Below are 18,090 nucleotides of genomic sequence, written 5' to 3'. Positions count from 1 at the left end.
TCTGTCATCTTAATTTCATTTTCACGGTGAATTGAACATAAAGTTCTCAATTATCGCGCCGATAATCCTGTGACGAGTCCAGAAAGGCTATCCCAACAACAGGACATCTGAAATGAAGTCAGAGCAGGTTATCCAGCGGCTGAGCACTACGCCTGAGGCAAGTATTGAGAACTTGCAGGAGCATCGCTACTGGCTGCAATGTGAGCGCGCGTACACCTGGCAGCCGATCTATCGAACGGACGGTCGGCTGATGGCAATTGAGATTTTGACCGTCGTTACGCATCCCTCAAACCCTACTCAGCGCATCGCGCCGGATCGCTATTTTGCCGAAGTTGCCGTTCGCCAGCGTCTGGACGTGCTGGAAGAGCAGCTCCGTATGCTGGCGACGAAACAGGCCTTTTTCGAGCAGCATACGATCCTCGCCTCGGTGAACGTGGATGGCCCAACTCTGCTGGCACTGCGTCAGAACGCGAAGCTGCAGGAGCTGATCGCCACCCTGCCGTGGCTGCGCTTTGAGCTGGTGGAGCACGTGCGCCTGCCGCAGGATTCCTCGTTTGCTTCAATGTGTGAATTTGGCCCGCTGTGGCTGGATGACTTTGGCACCGGTATGGCGAACTTCTCGGCCCTCAGCGAAGTGCGCTATGACTACATCAAGGTGGCTCGCGATCTGTTCATCATGCTGCGCCAGACCCCGGAAGGGCGGAATCTGTTTACGCTGTTATTGCAGTTGATGAATCGCTATTGCCAGGGGGTGATCGTTGAAGGCGTGGAAACGCTGGAAGAGTGGCGTGATGTGCAAAACTCTCCCGCAGCGGCGGCGCAAGGCTATTTCCTCTCTCGCCCCGTGCCGATGGATCTCCTCGAAAGCGCCAGAACGACCCTCTGATAGCCCCGTTTCCCTTTGTCTGGACTATAGTTTTACAGGAAAGGTCATCAGGAAAGGGGATAACAATGACAAAAACAACCAGGGTCATTTCCTGGATTACAGGGATTTTCTTGTTGTTGATCGCGATCGTCGTCATCATTATCGCGACGTTTGACTGGAACCGCCTTAAGCCGACCATCAACCAGAAAGTCTCAACTGAGCTGAACCGTCCCTTCGCCATTCGTGGCGATCTGGGTGTGGTATGGGAACGTCAGAAAGAGGAGACCGGCTGGCGAAGCTGGATCCCCTGGCCGCACGTCCACGCCGACGACATTATTCTCGGCAACCCGCCGGATATCCCCGAAGTGACCATGGTGCATCTGCCGCGCGTGGAAGCCACGCTGGCGCCGCTAGCGCTCCTGACCAAAACCGTCTATCTACCGTGGATCAAGCTCCAGCAGCCCGATGCGCGCCTGATCCGCCTCTCAGAAAAAAACAATAACTGGACGTTTAACCTTGCCAGCGACGGCGAAAAAGATCCGAATGCCCAGCCCTCTTCGTGGTCATTCCGTCTGGACAATATTCTTTTCGATCGCGGGCGGATCGCCATCGACGATAAGGTCAGCAAGGCAGACGTGGAGATCCTGGTCGATCCGCTGGGTAAACCGCTGCCGTTTAGCGAAGTCACGGGCAATAAAGCGAAAGGCGATAGCGCCAAAGCGGGTGATTATGTCTTCGGCCTGACGGCAAAAGGGCGCTACAACGGTCAGCCGCTTAACGGGAAAGGGAAAATCGGCGGCATGCTGGCGCTCCGGAGCGAAGGCACGCCATTCCCGGTGCAGGCGGATTTCCGCTCGGGGAATACGCGCGTGGCGTTTGTGGGGACGGTCAACGACCCGATGAACATGGGGGGCGTCGACCTGCAGCTCAAGTTCGCCGGTGACTCGCTTGGCGAACTGTATGAACTGACCGGCGTACTGCTGCCGGATACCCCGCCGTTCGAAACGGACGGGCATTTGGTTGCCAAAATTGATACCGAAAAATCGTCCGTTTTTGACTACCGGGATTTCAACGGCCGCATCGGCGACAGCGATATTCACGGCACGCTGACCTACACCACCGGAAAACCACGGCCAAAACTGGAAGGGGATGTCGAATCCCGCCAGCTGCGTCTGGCCGATCTTGGCCCGCTGATAGGCGTGGATTCGGGTAAAGGGACAAAGTCAAAAGAGGTCAAAAAGGACGTTCAGCCTGCGGGAAAAGTGCTGCCTTACGATCGCTTTGAAACCGATAAGTGGGACGTGATGGACGCAGATGTGCGCTTCAAAGGGCGCAAGATTGAGCATGGCAGCACGCTGCCGCTGAGCGATCTCTCGACGCATATCATCCTGAAAAATGCCGACCTGCGCCTGCAGCCGCTGAAGTTTGGCATGGCGGGCGGGACGATTTCCTCCAACATTCACCTGGAAGGCGATAAAAAGCCGATGCAGGGGCGGGCGGAGATCCAGGCGCGTCGATTGAAGCTGAAAGAGCTGATGCCGAACGTGGAGCTGATGCAGAAAACCCTCGGTGAAATGAACGGCGATGCGGACATTCGCGGGGTGGGGAATTCCGTGGCGGCACTGCTGGGCAGCGGCAACGGTAACCTGAAACTGCTAATGAACGACGGTCTGGTCAGCCGCAACCTGATGGAGATCCTGGGGCTGAACGTCGGTAACTTTATCATCGGGCAAATCTTTGGCGATGACGAGGTGCGGGTGAACTGCGCGGCGGCGAATGTGGATCTGGTTAACGGCGTGGCGCGTCCGCAGATTTTTGCCTTCGACACGGAAAACGCGGTGATTAACGTGACCGGTACCGCCAGCATGGCCTCCGAACAGCTGGATTTGACCATCGATCCGGAAAGTAAGGGGATTCGTATTATTACCCTGCGCTCGCCGCTTTACGTGCGTGGGACCTTCAAAAATCCGCAGGCGGGCGTCAAGCCCGGGCCGCTGATTGCGCGTGGCGCGGTGGCCGCAGCCCTCGCGACGTTGGTCACCCCGGCCGCTGCGCTGCTGGCGTTGATTTCGCCGTCAGAAGGCGAGGCGAATCAATGCCGGACGATTTTGTCGCAGATGAAGAAGTAAGGTGCGGTTTGTTATTGCCGGGTAAGGCGTAGCCGCCACCCGGCATTAGCTTACAGCGCCTGATGCTTAGTCTCATGCGTCAGCAGCAGCGCAATCAACGTCAGCGCCGCCATGGCCGCCAGATAAACGCCCACGTAGAACAGACCATAATTTGCCTGCAGCCAGGTGGCGATATACGGTGCCACGGACGCGCCCAGAATAGACGAGACGTTATAGGAGAACGACGCGCCGGTATAACGCACTTCCGTCGGGAACAGCTCCGGCAGCAGCGCGCCCATCGGGCCGAAGGTCAGCCCCATCAGGCTCAGGCCAATCAGCAGGTACGCCATCACCAGCGCCGGGCTACCTGAACTCAGCAGCGGCGGGAAGACGAACAGAGCAAACAGAATGATCAGCGTGGTGATCGTAATCATGCTCGCACGACGACCAAACTTATCCGCCAGCAGGCCGGCAATCGGTACCATCACGCCAAACCCAATCACCGCCATCATCAGCATCCACAGCACTTCGTTACGCGGCAGGCCCAGCCCAACCGGCGCGGCGGCGGTACTGTAGGTCATGGAGTACACCGTCATGATGTAGAACAGCGTGTAGGTCGCCAGCATGATAAACGTGCCCAGCACGGTCACGCGCACGTGTTTGGTCAGCAGGGTGCCCAGCGGCACTTTTACCTGTTTTTTCGCCGCGGCTACTTTTGCGAACACCGGCGTCTCATGCAGGGAAACACGCACATACAGGCCAATCAGCACCAGCACGGCCGAGAAGACAAACGGGATACGCCAGCCCCAGCTCATGAACTGTTCATCCGTCAGCAGCCAGGAGAGCAGCAGGAAGGTCCCGTTGGCAAAGAAGAAGCCAATCGGCGCGCCAAGCTGCGGGAATGAACCGTACAGCGCGCGTTTACGCGGCGGGGCGTTCTCGGTCGCCAGCAGCGCCGCGCCACCCCATTCACCGCCCAGCCCCAGACCCTGACCAAAACGCGCCAGCGCCAGCAGGACCGGCGCCAGAATGCCGATGGTTTCGTAGGTCGGCAGCAGGCCGATCGCCACGGTGGAGATGCCCATCGTCAGCAGCGAGGCCACCAGGGTGACCTTGCGCCCAATACGATCGCCGAAGTGTCCAAACAGCGCGGAGCCAATCGGACGCGCCACAAACGCAATAGCAAAGGTCGCCAGAGACTGTAGCGTCGCCGCCGTCGGGTCTCCCTGCGGGAAGAAAATATGCGGGAAAACGATGACCGCTGCGGTGGCGTAAATGTAAAAGTCGAAGAACTCAATGGCGGTGCCAATCAGCGATGCGACGACAACTTTATTGCGCGAGTTTACCGGGACGTTTTCCGCACCAGAGTCGAGTGTTGTGGCTGTTGATTGCATAATATTTTCTTATTTTTTGTCGAACGAAAGGCCATATTACGCACAGCAAAAGCGACATTTCAATCTGTAACAAAATAGCTTCCTGATTATAAAATCAACAAAAAGCGGATAATGTTCAGGCCAGCCAAAATGCTTCCATGAAATGCTTCACGTTTTTTAAATATTGGTGGATAAAACTGGTTTTCGGTTAAATAAAAGTTACGGACTGGATTTATATGCTGAAATGATGAGTCGGGCTGAAATATCAGCCCGAGAGCGGAATTAACGATGTATTTTTCCGGGCATTCGCGTGTCGCCTTTGTACTCGGCGGTGGCAATCCACGCCGCGCAGAACAGGGTTAAACGCGCGAAGAAGTAGAAGAACGCCATCAGCCCGAGCACCGAGCCAAATGCCGCGCCGGACGGGGATTTCACCAGTGACGGCAGCGTGTAAGTCATCACGATCTTAATCACTTCAAAGCCGATCGCCGCAATCAATGTGCCGCGGAGCAGCGCCTTCTTACGTGGACGATGCCGAGGCAAGCGCCAGAAAATCCAGAAGAACAGCAGGTAGTTGGCGAAGATAGAAATCGCCAGTCCGATGCCGCGCCAGGCGGGCTTCAGCCATTCGATGTAATCAAGATAGAGCGCAGAAATAATCATCTGCTGCGCGGAGCCCGCCACGGAGGTAATGGAGAGCGTGACGACGAGCGCGATAAGCAGGCCAATCAGCGAAATAAAGTCGCGGAAATATTTAACCCAAATTTTCTCCTGATCCTGCGGTTTACGCTCCCACACCTCGCGCGACTGGGCGCGAATAGCTTCGCGGAGGTTGCCCATCCAGTTAACGCCGGAGTAAAGGGCGATGAGCAAACCGACGATCCCGACGGTGGTGCGCTGCTGAACGGCGGTGTTAATCGTGCTTTTCAGCGTGGTGGCGAGGGTCGGGTCACTGACGTTATTCAGGATCTTATTGAAAATATCCTGCAGCAGCGTTGGATGTGACGCGAGTACAAAACCGGCCGCAGCAAACGACACCATCAGGATGGGGATCATCGACAGGAACGAAAAATAGGTGATCGCGGCACCGAACTGGTTCCCCATGCGGTCATTAAAGCGCTCGGTCGCACGTATAAGATGCGCAACCATGGGAAACTGCTGAATTCTCTCCGCCAGGCTGGTGACGGTGCCCAGCGCCTTGCTGGCTGTACCAGGGGCTTTAGCCTCTTCCGGCTCGGTTTCCATCTTCTTGATGGGTTCATAATCTAAATGTTGGGTGGGTCGTTGCGGGTTATTTTCCGGCGTCACGCGTCTTTTCCTTTTTCGTTTGGCTGGATGTTATTGAATTATAGCTTGCGACTAGTCCACGTAAGCTTTTGTGAGTTCGGTTAGCCACTCCATAAACAGGTGAACCCGGCGAGAGAGGTTGCGCCGGTGGGGGTAAATCAGGGAGACAGGCATCGGTTCCGCGCGATACTGCGGGAGGATCTCAATCAGTTTCTTTGCGCGCAGCAGGTCACGCACCCCAACGCGCGGGGCCTGAATGATCCCCAGCCCGGCAAGGCAGGCGGCCTGGTAAGTTTCCGTGCTGTTGACGGTTAGCACCCCGCCCGTTTTTATCCACTGCGTCGTGCTACCGTTATAAAATTCAAAGCCCTGAGGGCGGCTTCCCAGCATCGCGGCATAATGAATCACGGCGTGCGAGCCTAAATCGTCCAGCGTGTCAGGGTAGCCAAAACGCGCCAGATAATCCGGGCTGGCGCAGTTGATCACCGACAGCTTGCCCAGCGGACGGGCTATCAGCCCTGAGTCCTTCAGGGAACCCACGCGGACGACGCAATCAAACCCTTCCCGGACCACATCCACCAGACGATCGCTGCTGCTGAGCTCCAGTTCGATACCCGGATACTGCTGTAAAAACGCAGGCAGTTTGGGGATGACGACATTTCGAGCAACGCCAACGGGCATATCCACGCGCAGCCTTCCGCTGATGCTGGAGGGATCGTGCTGAAACATACCGTCCAGCTCATCCAGGTTCGCCAGCAGATCTTTTGCCCGTTCGTAATAGACCATGCCGTCCTGCGTCAGGCTGACGCGGCGCGTGGTACGGTGCAGTAGCTGGGTGCCAAGCCGGTTTTCCAGTGCCTGAATTTGTCGGGAAACGCTGCCTTTAGGCAGCGTTAATGTCTCTGCCGCGCGGGAAAAACTCTCCAGTTCCGCGACGCGAACAAACAGCTGCATTGCGTGAATTTTATCCATAGATGAAGCTCATTGTTGTTTGCACTGAAACAGTGAAGCGTTATTACCCATCTTTATTGATCTTCTATCACCTAATAAGCTCTTTCTCAATCTCCATAACAGCCAAAACGAGGTTTATGATGACTGAACGTATCGCATTAGTGACGGGTGGTAGCCGCGGCTTAGGTAAAAACGCTGCGTTAAAGCTGGCTGCAGACGGCACGGGAATTATCCTGACCTACAATCGTAGCCAGCAGGAAGCGCTGGAAGTTGTGCGCGAAATTCAGGAAAAAGGCGTCAAGGCGGCGGCATTAAAGCTCAACGTCGGGGATATCGCCAGTTTCGAAAATTTTGCTCAACAGCTTCAGGAGATCCTGAAGAGCGTCTGGCAGCGCGAAACATTTGATTATTTATTGAACAATGCCGGAACGGGTTTATACGCACCCTATACCGAAACGACGGAAGCCCAGTTTGATGAGGCGCTGAACATTCACTTCAAAGGGCCTTTCTTCCTGACGCAGCGCCTGCTGCCTCTGCTTAACGACGGGGGGCGGATCCTCAATGTCTCCAGCGGACTGGCCCGCTTCACCCAGCCAGGCTCAGGAACCTACGCGGCCATGAAAGGGGCGATGGAAGTGCTTACCCGCTATCAGGCGAAGGAGCTTGGAGCGCGCGGTATCTCCGTCAATATTATCGCACCAGGCGCGATCGAAACCGACTTTGGCGGTGGGCGCGTGCGCGACAATGCGCAGCTTAACCAGATGCTGGCGTCGCAGACGGCGCTGGGGCGGGTAGGTTTGCCGGACGATATCGGGGATGCCATTGCGGCGCTGCTTAGCGATAAGCTTGGCTGGATGAACGCGCAACGTATTGAAGTATCAGGCGGTATGTTCCTGTGATGACTGATGTTAAGGGGAGGGAACCCCTTAAGGAAATCCTTAAAATGAATGTGTCAAAATGCGGGTAAATATAAAAACCACTGGCGGATTTGTAACCTCTCCATTCATTGAGTTTTTTCTTAAATAGCGCCTATGTAGAATCCCCCTTCGCTATTCTCAGAGGGAGAAATACGATGCGAGTAATCATGTTTGACAGGCAGTCGATATTTATTCATGGAGCGATACACGGTTTGCAGAAATTAATTCCTGAAATAAATATAACGGGGGCTTGTCAGGCAGACGATTTATGGACGCAAATATCCGCGTCACCGTCTGCTATCGTCATGATTGACGGCAATTTAATTCAGGATGAGGGGAGTTCTTTCCTGGATGAAATTATGCATCGCTTCCCGTCGGTACGGGTGATGATGGTTCTGGCAAAAAAAGAGACCCGATGGGTTGAACAACTCATGCAGCGAAACGTGATGGCTATTATCCCCCGTAACGCTAACCCTGAGCGGTTTGCCGCCGTGCTGGATTCCGTGTCCAGAGGGATGGTCTGCTTTCCCGCTGAGTGGGTCAGCCAGCAATCGTCAGCGCAGGCGTTACTTTCCTTAAGCGAGCGTCAGCGTGAGGTGCTGAAGCTGCTGGCGGCGGGCGAATCAAACAAAGAAATTGGTCGCAATCTCAACATCAGTGCGGCCACGGTAAAAGCGCATCTGGAAGCGCTTTTTCGCCGGCTGGAGGTAAAAAACCGAACCCAGGCAGCCATGTACTACACCCGGGCGACGGCCTGAAGCAGCGCTTTCGGGAGTGAAGACGTCACGCCGAAACTCAGTATCATCAGTACCAGCGCGTCATGCTGCTGCTGGGTTAATGAATGTATACACTTTTCCCGCAGCAGCGTTTCACACAGCTGAATATCTTCATGGAGTAAATATTCCGCCTGAAGAGGCGTGATAAGGCCGTGAAAATTTTCCCGTTCGCGGATCACATGCCCATAGCCGATAACCCATACACCCTTTTCATCACGATATTTCTCCAGTGAAAGCCCTTGATGTTTCTTTATTAATTCTATGGCGGCAGAAGATATATTTAGCGCATGACCGTTCATATTCGTTTCCTCTTAATGGCGATACTGTAGAGGAATCGCGGTACGAGCAATATCCGCCAAATGGCTGTTGATCAGGAATTATTGTTCAGGTATTCCTGCCGTAATAACCCAAATAACCAGTCATTTTGAAAGCGACCGGAAAGGTAATAGCTTTCACGTAGCTCGCCTTCCAGCTGGAAGCGGGCTTTTTCCAGCAGGCGCCTGGAGGCGACGTTTCCCGCGGTGACGGTGGCGGTGAGCCGACGAATACCGCCCTGATGAAAGGCGTAATCGCAAAGCGCCTGCAGGGTTTCGAAGCCGTAACCTTTGCCCTGCGCCTCGGGGGCAAAAAGAAAGCCCACTTCGGCGCAATCTTCTTCCCGATGAATATACCCGGTAACGCCCAGCGGGGCCTGTGAGAGGGCATCACGTACGACGAGGCACAGCCAGTGCGCGCTGCCTGGCGTCCAGGGCGTCAGGCGCGAATCAAACGCCTCCCGGATCGCTGCGACGGGGCGGTTCTCCGCCACAAAGCGCATGACTTCGGGGTGTTGCTGCAACGCCAGAAAAAAGGGCCAGTCTTGCTCCTGCAGGGGTGAGCAGTTCAGGCGTGAGGTCATTAAAACTGGCATTAAGATTCTCCTGAAGCATTTTAAATGATTTTAGGGTTGTCACTTTATTTCAACAGAAAGTCAGGTATGGTTAAGCGCGTATAAATAAAAAGAAAAACGGCCGTTAGTGCCCATTCCGGATGTCTTCGCTGTCGCTTAAGGAAAACAATGACTCTCAGCACATCACATCATATCCGCGAACAGTTTGAACACTGTCTGGCGGTCATTCGCCAGGCGTCGGTGGAAATCTTGCTTCTTCTGAATGTACATGTTTCTGAGGGAAAAGATCCACGCTGGTTTCTGGAACAGCTGGACAGCGCGCGTTTAGGGCTCGGGGGATGGGCTACGGTTGCGAAGAAGCTTAACCTGAATGATGCCGAGATGTCGGAATTTACGCTGCAGCTGCGCCTGCTGCAGCAGCGCGTCCCGCAGTACGAAAGCGGGCAGGATGTCAGTGAAAACCAGCTTATTGCGGCGATGCGGTTTGTGACTACGCTGGAACATCTTCGTCTGCAGCAGCCGCTTCTGACCTACAGCACCGAGCTGGCCCCGGGAAGCGAACTCCAGCAACAGCAGGCGCACAAGCAGGTACGCGCAATTGAGTTAATGATTAAAGGCCTCATTCAGCAGGCCTGGCCCGATCAGGTGCGGCTCAATAATCATCTTAAAACCTTATTTAACGCTGACCGCGTACGGCGCTGGCTGAAGCATGGCGAAATCAACGATGTCCTGAGCGGCATGATGTTCAGTGAACTGGCGCAAATGCTGGTGGATAAAAAAGAGTTCAGCCGTTATTACGCCTCGCTGTTTAACGACCCGTCCATGCTGACGCTCCTGGTGGAGCCGCGCAAAACGCTGCAAACCTTCCTTGACGACATCCGGCAAATCCGCAACAGCATTACGGTGCAGAAAACGTTAAGTTCGGCGCAAATTCAGCTGCTGGATAACTACTACATGCAGATCTCCCGTCCGGTTCAACGCGCGTTTGAGGAGGGGAGAACGCGCGTCAACCCGGCCGGATTCATGGCGGTGGATGCCAGCGAGCTGCACGCGTTCTGGGAAAAGGCGCAAAAAATGGATCGGGTTACCGGTGGGGATCTGTTTGAAGTCCGCGACACGATTGAAAAGCCGACCCAGCGCGCCCCGCGCACGCCCGAACAGCGTGAGCAGCTTATCTCCGGTGCGCTATGGGGAGCGGTCGGCGTGATGGTGATTGCCATCGTGGTAGGCGGCTTCTGGCTGGTGACCAGCAGCAAACCGCAGCCTGCGGCCGAAAATACGGCGCAAGCGGCGGCTCCGCCGCAGGAGATGCGCGAAACCCCTTCCTCGCGCGAGACGCTGACGCGCATGGGGGTGACCTGGGACGAGAGTAATTTCCGTTCGGCGATTAACCGCAACGATACCCGCGTGGCGCTGCTCTTTTTGCAGGGTGGGATGGACTGGAAGCTGTCATGGACCGAAGAGGCGATGTCGGCAGGCTATGACGACGTTCTGGAGCTTATGCTGCGCTATCGGCAGAACATGGCAGAAGAGAAGCCGTGTCGTCGTTTCATCAATACGCTCAGCCACGCCATGTCAAACGGCGAGTCCCTGACGTCAATACGTAAAGAGTATCTGAAAGCGTTCTGCACCGTGCCGGCCGTGGTGAAGCGCCAGAAGCACGATCTTGAGATGGCAACGCGACGCGCGCAGTCACAGCCGGATGCCACCACGAAAAAATGGCAGTCTATTCAGACCGCCATTTATGAGGTGATTCGCTAAAGTTTTCCCCCTCTCCCCGGAGGGGAGAGGGGCCAGATCGCACCCCTCTCAAGGCTCCCCATACAAGCCAATCAACCGTCGCACCACGCCGTTCGTCCAGCCGAAGCCATCCTGTAGCGGATACTCCCCGCCGCCCCCTTCGCGCGGCGTACTGCTGGCGATGTGGTACTTCTCAATCAGCTTGTGGTGCGTCTTGTAGAAGTGGTTCACCGTATGCAGCCAGCTCCAGGCGATTTCATCCCCCAGCGAGTCGTTGCCGTACTGCTTGAACCCCTGAATCGCCATCCACTGCAGCGGCGCCCAGCCGTTGGGTTTATCCCACTGCTCGCCGGTTTCGTACTCGGTTGCCAGAATCCCACCCGGCGTCAGCAGACGCGCTTTTACCGCGTCAGATAAACGTTCTGCCTGCTCGTGCGTCGCCATTCCAACATACAGCGGCACAATGCTGGCGGCAGAAAACAGCGCCATCTGCTCGCGTCGCCAGTCGTAATCGCGGTAACAGCCACTCTCCTCGTCCCACAGATAGCGGTTCACCGCCGCGCGGCGATCGGTGGCCTTCTGGCGGAACAGCTCGGCCGTCTCTTTATCCCCTTTCGACGCCGAGATATTGGCAATCGCACTCTCCAGCTTAAACAGGAAGGCGTTCAAATCGATGGGGATAAACTGCGTCGTGCGAATGCTGGCGAGCCGCGCCGGATCGCGCAGCCAGCGGGAGGAGTAATCCCAGCCAGACGCTGCTCCCGCACGCAGATCGCGATAGACCTCATTCGGCGGACGGCCCGAGTGGCGGGCGGTTTCCACGTCTTCAATCCACGATTCGTCGCGCGGGGTGTCACGGTCGTCCCAGTAGCGGTTCAGCAATGAACCGTCCGGCATGCGCACCGCGCTGCGGTAGGCCTGATTAAGCAGGAGCGACTCCGCGCCGTCCATCCAGAAGGCGTGCTCCATTTTGAGGTGGTCGAGGTAGCGCTTCGCACCGCGTACGCCGTCCTCTTCAAACAGCTCCACCATCAGGGCAAAGACCGGCGGCTGCGAGCGGCTGAGATAATAGGTGCGGTTGCCGTTAGGGATATGGCCGTAGCGTTCGATCAGCCACGCGAAGTTATCCGCCATGCACTTCAGCAGATCGTTACGGCCACTTTCCGCCAGCCCCAGCATGGAGAAGTACGAATCCCAGTAATAGGTCTCGCTGAATCGCCCGCCGGGCACGATATAGGCCTGCGGCAGCGCCAGCAGGGACGACCAGGGAATATGGTCCTGCGGTTCGCGCGTCAGGACGGGCCACAGGCTATCAATGTGCTCTTTCAGCGACAGTCCGGGGTCGGAGACATATTCCGTGCTGTAGGTTTCAGGCAGCCAGAAGTGGTTCTCAACGAACTGGCGCAGGTCGAAATCCCGGTGCCGTCTGACCTTACGGTAGCGGATCAGAATATCCAGCGGATCCATCTTCGGCGCGCAGTCGGGGAAGGTTTTGCTGTCCGCAAACAGCCGCGTCGACTGGACATGTTCGAACAGTTCAAGGTAGCGATCGGCGGGCGTCAGGGCATCGGAGGCGGGTAGACCCTCGATCATTTCGGGTTCCGGCTCCGCCTCAATCATCTCATCCAGTTTTAACTCGCAGGGATCGGTCTCGTAGCGCAGCTCTTCTGCAATCTCGAATTCGATGTTCTCGGTAGCCTGTAGTTTCTGGTTGAACATGGTGATAGGGACCTCCGGTTATGTGTTCTGAAGACAGGTTTCTCCGGGCGTCCTATAAGCGTAGACATTCGCTTCGGTAGATGTGGAGGGATATGTGCGGTAGATCACTCTTTTCGGAGCATTCGTTTTGCAACGATTTATGTATGTGAATAAAAAAAGCCCCTCCGGAGAGGGGCTTCTGCATTATCGCATGGTGACAAACTCTTCCGCCGCCGTCGGGTGGATCGCCACGGTGTTGTCGAAGTCTTTCTTGGTCGCACCCATCTTCAGCGCCACCGCAAAGCCCTGCAGGATCTCATCCATGCCGAAGCCGATGCCGTGGATACCGACAATCTTCTCTTCCGGGCCCACGCAGACCAGCTTCATGCGGCACGGCTGACGGTGAGAGGTGACGGCGGTATACATCGCGGTGAATGCGGATTTATACACTTTCACCTGGTCGTCGCCGTACTGCTCACGGGCCTGCGGCTCGGTTAAGCCGACGGTGCCGATTGGCGGGTGACTAAAGACCACGGTCGGGATGTTGCTGTAGTCCAGATGCTCGTCCGGCTTGTTGTTGAACAGACGCTCGGAGAGACGACGGCCTGCCGCAACGGCCACCGGCGTCAGCTCAACCGCACCGGTGTTATCACCGACGGCGTAAATGCCCGGTACGCTGGTATTCTGGAACTTATCGACGACGATGTAGCCTTTTTCGTCGGTTTTCACGCCGGTCACCGCCAGGTTAAAGCTGTCGTTCGCCGGTTCACGGCCAATCGCCCAGATCAGGCAATCAACGGTCTGGCTGCGGCCATCTTCCAGCTCAAGGGTCAGGCTGCCGTCCGTGTTTTTAACGACCGCTTTTGGCACGGCGTTGGTGTGCAGGGTTGGGCCTTCGGTGTTCATCACTTCAACCAGCGTATCGACGATCAGCGGGTCAAAGCTGCGCAGCGGTGCGTGTTTACGCACGAACAGGTGCGCTTCTGCACCCAGGCCGTTAATCACGCCAGCCAGCTCAACCGCGATGTAGCCCGCGCCCACCACGGCAACGCGCTCAGGCAAGGCAGGCAGCTCGAAGAAGCCGTCGGAGTCGATACCGTATTCCGCGCCCGGAATATTCGGGTGGCTCGGACGGCCGCCGGTGGCGATCAGGATATGATCGGCGGTGATCGTCTCGCCGTTCACTTCGATCGTTTTCGCGTCCACAAAGCGGGCGAAGCCATGAATCACGTCGACGTTATTTTTGCCCAGCACGTTGTCGTACGAGGTGTGAATGCGGTCGATGTAGGCGGTACGGCTGGCGATCAGCTTGTCCCAGTCGAAATTGTTGATGGTGGTGTCAAAGCCGTAGTCCGGACCGTACATATGGATCGCTTCACGAATTTGCGCCGCGTGCCACATCACCTTTTTCGGTACACAACCCACGTTCACGCAGGTGCCGCCCAGCGCTTTGGCTTCAATCAGCGCACATTTCTGGCCGTACATGGCCGCGCGGTTGATGGAGGCGATGCCGCCGCTGCCGCCGCCGATTGCGATGTAGTCATAATGCTTAGTCATAGCTTTTGTCCTTAATCGTGAATTGCCGCGATTGTATACCTGAAATCAATAGTTTCCACCGATGGCTGCAATTACTCCGGCACGATCCAACTGACGGTGGCGTGGCCCGTTCCGGCTGGCACCAGCTTTTTGTGCAGCCACGGCAGCACGTTGTTCATCTGCGCTTCCAGCTTCCACGGCGGGTTAATGACGATCATGCCGGAAGCGGTCATGCCGCGCTGGTCGCTGTCCGGGCGTACCGCCAGCTCAATCTGCAGGATTTTACGAATGCCGGTCGCCTCCAGATCTTTGATCATGCGCTTAATCTGCGCGCGCAGCACCACCGGGTACCACAGGGCATAGGTTCCGGTCGCAAAACGTTTGTAGCCTTCGTTGATGCCGGTCACTACCGCCTGATAGTCGGTTTTGATTTCGTACGGTGGGTCGATCAGCACCAGGCCGCGACGGGAAACCGGCGGCAGCTTGGCTTTCAGTTGCTGGTAGCCGTCGGCTTTGTCGACGCGGGCGCGGTTATCTTTCTGGAATTCCGAACGTAGCAGCGGGAAGTCGCTCGGGTGCAGTTCGGTCAGCTGGAGGCTGTCCTGCTCGCGCAGCAGCTGGCGGGCAATCAGCGGTGAACCAGGGTAGTAGCGCAGCTGGCCGTTGCGGTTGAAGTGATTCACCACGCCAATGTAAGGCTCCAGCTCGGCGGGCAGGTCGTCCTGCTGCCAGATGCGGGCGATGCCCTCAAGGTATTCGCCGGTACGCTCGGCATGCTCGCCGCTCAGCTGATAACGGCCCGCGCCCGCATGGGTGTCCAGATAGAGAAACGGCTTCTCTTTCTCTTTAAGCGATTCAATGATCAGGCTCTGAACGGTGTGTTTGAGGACGTCGGCATGGTTGCCAGCGTGGAAGCTGTGGCGATAACTGAGCATGGGTAATGGTATTCCGCTGAATTGACGATTTGCCACAGTTTACAGCAGAACGGCACAGATTACCCGCAGGCCCGGTAAGCGCAGCTATTGAAATCCTCTACACTTAACCCCATTACTGAAAACAATATGCACAGCGCCGGATGCGCGCTTCATTCACCTATTTCAACAGGACAGCGTTTATGACCAATCCATTACTGACGCCTTTTTCGTTGCCACCGTTTTCTAAAATCCTCCCTGAGCATGTGGTTCCAGCCGTTACCCAGTCGCTGGACAACTGCCGCGCGGCGGTAGAAAGCGTGGTTGCGCAGGGCGCGCCGTACACCTGGGAGAATCTGTGTCAGCCGCTGGCCGAAGTGGACGACGTGCTGGGGCGTATCTTCTCCCCGGTGAGCCATCTGAACTCGGTGAAAAACAGCCCGGAACTGCGTGAAGCCTACGAACAAACCCTGCCGCTGCTCTCTGAGTACAGCACCTGGGTCGGCCAGCACGAAGGGCTCTACAAAGCCTACCGCGACCTGCGCGACGGCGACCATTATGCCGAACTGAACACGGCGCAGAAAAAATCGGTCGATAACGCCCTGCGTGATTTCGAACTGTCCGGTATCGGTCTGCCAAAAGAGAAGCAGGTTCGCTACGGTGAAATCGCTGCGCGCCTGTCCGAACTGGGTAACCAGTACAGCAATAACGTCCTTGACGCCACCATGGGCTGGACGAAGCTGATTACCGACGAAGCAGAGCTGGCGGGTATGCCGGAAAGCGCCCTGGCGGCGGCGAAAGCCCAGGCCGAAGCGAAAGAGCAGGAAGGCTTCCTGTTAACGCTGGATATCCCGAGCTATCTGCCGGTGATGACCTACTGCGACAACCAGGCCCTGCGTGAAGAGATGTACCGCGCCTACAGTACCCGCGCCTCCGATCAGGGGCCAAACGCGGGCAAATGGGATAACAGCCCGGTGATGGCGGAAATCCTCGCCCTGCGTCACGAGCTGGCTCAGTTGCTGGGCTTCGACAGCTACGCGGATAAATCCCTCGCCACCAAAATGGCCGAGAACCCGCAGCAGGTGCTCGACTTCCTGACCGATCTGGCGAAACGCGCCCGTCCTCAGGGTGAGAAAGAGCTGGCCCAGCTGCGCGCCTTCGCGAAAGCGGAGTTTGGCGTGGACGAGCTGCAGCCGTGGGATATCGCGTACTACAGCGAAAAACAGAAGCAGCACCTCTACAGCATCAGCGACGAACAGCTGCGCCCGTACTTCCCGGAAAACAAAGCCGTCAACGGCCTGTTTGAAGTGGTGAAGCGCATCTATGGCATCACCGCCAAAGAGCGTACCGATATCGACGTCTGGCATCCGGACGTGCGCTTCTTCGAACTGTATGACGAGAAAAACGAACTGCGCGGCAGCTTCTACCTCGATCTCTACGCGCGTGAGAACAAGCGCGGCGGGGCGTGGATGGACGACTGCGTGGGCCAGATGCGTAAAGCAGACGGTTCCCTGCAAAAACCGGTCGCCTATCTGACCTGTAACTTCAACCGTCCGGTAAGCGGCAAACCTGCGCTGTTCACCCACGACGAAGTGATCACCCTGTTCCACGAGTTTGGTCACGGCCTGCACCACATGCTGACCCGCATCGAAACCGCCGGCGTCGCCGGTATCAGCGGGGTGCCATGGGATGCGGTCGAGCTGCCAAGCCAGTTTATGGAAAACTGGTGCTGGGAGCCGGACGCGCTGGCGTTTATTTCCGGCCACTATGAGACCGGCGAACCGCTGCCGAAAGAATTGCTGGATAAAATGCTGGCGGCGAAGAACTACCAGGCGGCGATGTTCATTCTGCGCCAGCTGGAGTTCGGCCTGTTCGACTTCCGTCTGCATGCGGAGTTCAGCCCGGAGCAGGGTGCGAAAATCCTTGAAACCCTGGCCGAGATTAAAAAGCAGGTTGCCGTTATTCCTGGACCAACCTGGGGCCGCTTCCCGCATGCTTTCAGCCACATTTTCGCGGGCGGCTACGCGGCGGGCTATTACAGCTACCTGTGGGCCGACGTGCTGGCGGCGGATGCTTTCTCTCGCTTCGAGGAAGAGGGGATCTTCAACCGCGAAACCGGCCAGTCGTTCCTTGACAGCATCCTGACCCGCGGCGGTTCTGAAGAGCCAATGGTGCTGTTCAAACGCTTCCGTGGCCGCGAGCCGCAGCTGGATGCGATGCTTGAGCATTACGGGATCAAAGGCTGATTGTTACGTGAAGATCTGCTTAGTGGATGAAACGGGCGCCGGAGACGGCGCCTTATCTGTTCTGGCGGCCCGCTGGGGACTGGAGCACGATGAAGAGAACCTGATGGCGCTGGTGATGACGCCGGAACATCTGGAGCTTCGCAAGCGCGACGAGCCGAAGCTCGGCGGGATTTTTGTCGATTTTGTCGGTGGCGCGATGGCGCACCGGCGTAAGTTCGGCGGCGGTCGCGGCGAAGCGGTGGCCAAAGCGGTCGGCATTAAGGGGAGCTATCTCCCGGACGTGGTGGACGCCACGGCGGGGCTGGGACGCGATGCGTTTGTGCTGGCGTCGGTGGGCTGCCGGGTGCGGATGCTGGAGCGTAATCCGGTTGTTGCCGCGCTGCTCGACGACGGGCTGACGCGAGGCTATGCGGACCCGGAAATCGGCCCGTGGCTGCAGGAGCGTTTGCAGCTTATCCACGCGTCAAGCCTGACGGCGCTGACGGACATCACCCCGCGTCCGCAGGTTGTCTACCTCGACCCGATGTTCCCGCATAAGCAGAAAAGCGCGCTGGTGAAGAAAGAGATGCGGGTATTTCAGTCGCTGGTGGGGCCGGATTTAGACGCAGACGGCCTGCTGGAGCCGGCTCGTCAGCTCGCGACGAAGCGGGTGGTGGTGAAGCGTCCGGATTACGCGCCGCCGCTGGCGGACGTTGCTACGACCAACGCGGTGACCACGAAAGGGCATCGGTTTGATATTTATTCGGGTACGCCGGAATAAAAAAAGCCGGGTGGCGGCTTCGCCTTACCCGGC

15 protein-coding genes are annotated in these 18,090 nt (G+C 56.9%); 7 read left to right on the top strand and 8 right to left on the bottom strand.

From position 1 onward, the window contains the following. The first annotated feature begins 112 nt into the window (after nt 1-112). Both pdeH and ACMGGH_RS04095 read left to right on the top strand, forming a co-directional pair. Nucleotides 113-886: a cyclic-guanylate-specific phosphodiesterase gene (gene pdeH / locus ACMGGH_RS04100; RefSeq protein ID WP_041911854.1), complete on the top strand. Its 774-nt coding sequence runs from the start codon at nt 113-115 to the stop codon at nt 884-886. 65 nt (nt 887-951) lie between these two features. Further along, nucleotides 952-2,994 (top strand): AsmA family protein, encoded by a 2,043-nt coding sequence (locus ACMGGH_RS04095; protein WP_047367228.1) that lies wholly within the window; start codon nt 952-954, stop codon nt 2,992-2,994. A 50-nt stretch (nt 2,995-3,044) separates the two neighbouring features. Here the strand turns inward: ACMGGH_RS04095 and ACMGGH_RS04090 are convergent, their stop codons facing one another. The 3 genes from ACMGGH_RS04090 to ACMGGH_RS04080 all read right to left on the bottom strand — a co-directional run bounded on the left by ACMGGH_RS04090 (nt 3,045) and on the right by ACMGGH_RS04080 (nt 6,605). Then, nucleotides 3,045-4,367, bottom strand: a complete 1,323-nt coding sequence (locus ACMGGH_RS04090) for an MFS transporter (RefSeq protein ID WP_028014749.1) — start codon at nt 4,365-4,367, stop codon at nt 3,045-3,047. Nucleotides 4,368-4,628: 261 nt separating this feature from the next. Beyond that, nucleotides 4,629-5,654 carry an inner membrane protein YhjD gene (gene yhjD, locus ACMGGH_RS04085; RefSeq protein ID WP_232949122.1) on the bottom strand — a complete coding sequence of 342 codons (1,026 nt, stop codon included), beginning with the start codon at nt 5,652-5,654 and terminating at the stop codon, nt 4,629-4,631. Between the two features lie 51 nt (nt 5,655-5,705). Then, on the bottom strand, nt 5,706-6,605 hold the full coding sequence (locus ACMGGH_RS04080; RefSeq protein WP_028014747.1) for a LysR family transcriptional regulator: 900 nt from the start codon (nt 6,603-6,605) through the stop codon (nt 5,706-5,708). A 119-nt stretch (nt 6,606-6,724) separates the two neighbouring features. On the opposite strand from ACMGGH_RS04080, the gene ACMGGH_RS04075 reads away from it, so the two are divergent. Beyond that, nucleotides 6,725-7,483, top strand: a complete 759-nt coding sequence (locus ACMGGH_RS04075) for an SDR family NAD(P)-dependent oxidoreductase (protein WP_028014746.1) — start codon at nt 6,725-6,727, stop codon at nt 7,481-7,483. 173 nt (nt 7,484-7,656) lie between these two features. Then, nucleotides 7,657-8,259 (top strand): response regulator transcription factor, encoded by a 603-nt coding sequence (locus tag ACMGGH_RS04070; RefSeq protein ID WP_045259401.1) that lies wholly within the window; start codon nt 7,657-7,659, stop codon nt 8,257-8,259. Here ACMGGH_RS04070 and ACMGGH_RS04065 read toward each other — a convergent pair. Continuing rightward, the gene (locus tag ACMGGH_RS04065; RefSeq protein WP_420299069.1) at nt 8,238-8,576 is read right to left on the bottom strand and encodes a lysozyme; all 339 of its coding nucleotides are present in this window, start codon (nt 8,574-8,576) and stop codon (nt 8,238-8,240) included. The two genes, ACMGGH_RS04070 and ACMGGH_RS04065, sit on opposite strands and share 22 nt — an antisense overlap. A 71-nt stretch (nt 8,577-8,647) precedes the next feature. Continuing rightward, a complete protein-coding gene (locus ACMGGH_RS04060) occupies nt 8,648-9,187 on the bottom strand; it encodes a GNAT family N-acetyltransferase (protein WP_232949124.1) in 540 nt (179 codons plus the stop codon). A 147-nt stretch (nt 9,188-9,334) separates the two neighbouring features. Here ACMGGH_RS04060 and ACMGGH_RS04055 point away from each other — a divergent pair, with 147 nt between their 5' ends. Then, on the top strand, nt 9,335-10,927 hold the full coding sequence (locus ACMGGH_RS04055) for an STY4199 family HEPN domain-containing protein (protein WP_041911859.1): 1,593 nt from the start codon (nt 9,335-9,337) through the stop codon (nt 10,925-10,927). Between the two features lie 48 nt (nt 10,928-10,975). Here the strand turns inward: ACMGGH_RS04055 and ACMGGH_RS04050 are convergent, their stop codons facing one another. The 3 genes from ACMGGH_RS04050 to ACMGGH_RS04040 all read right to left on the bottom strand — a co-directional run bounded on the left by ACMGGH_RS04050 (nt 10,976) and on the right by ACMGGH_RS04040 (nt 15,075). Next, complete coding sequence (locus ACMGGH_RS04050; protein WP_028014741.1) at nt 10,976-12,625, bottom strand: alpha,alpha-trehalase; 1,650 nt, start codon at nt 12,623-12,625, stop codon at nt 10,976-10,978. Nucleotides 12,626-12,808: 183 nt separating this feature from the next. Then, complete coding sequence (gorA, locus tag ACMGGH_RS04045; RefSeq protein ID WP_049000476.1) at nt 12,809-14,161, bottom strand: glutathione-disulfide reductase; 1,353 nt, start codon at nt 14,159-14,161, stop codon at nt 12,809-12,811. A 71-nt stretch (nt 14,162-14,232) separates the two neighbouring features. Continuing rightward, the gene (locus tag ACMGGH_RS04040) at nt 14,233-15,075 is read right to left on the bottom strand and encodes a 23S rRNA (adenine(2030)-N(6))-methyltransferase RlmJ (RefSeq protein WP_232949125.1); all 843 of its coding nucleotides are present in this window, start codon (nt 15,073-15,075) and stop codon (nt 14,233-14,235) included. A gap of 179 nt (nt 15,076-15,254) precedes the next feature. On the opposite strand from ACMGGH_RS04040, the gene prlC reads away from it, so the two are divergent. Next, a complete protein-coding gene (prlC, locus tag ACMGGH_RS04035; protein WP_232949126.1) occupies nt 15,255-17,297 on the top strand; it encodes an oligopeptidase A in 2,043 nt (680 codons plus the stop codon). A gap of 7 nt (nt 17,298-17,304) precedes the next feature. Then, a complete protein-coding gene (rsmJ, locus tag ACMGGH_RS04030) occupies nt 17,305-18,057 on the top strand; it encodes a 16S rRNA (guanine(1516)-N(2))-methyltransferase RsmJ (protein WP_032644932.1) in 753 nt (250 codons plus the stop codon). The last annotated feature ends 33 nt before the right edge of the window (nt 18,058-18,090 follow it).

Origin of the sequence: Enterobacter sp. BNK-16, assembly GCF_048684955.1 — a bacterium.
Lineage (GTDB): Bacteria > Pseudomonadota > Gammaproteobacteria > Enterobacterales > Enterobacteriaceae > Enterobacter > Enterobacter bugandensis.
Note: the sequence above shows the minus strand (reverse complement) of the source record. Positions and strands in the feature narration are given on the sequence as shown.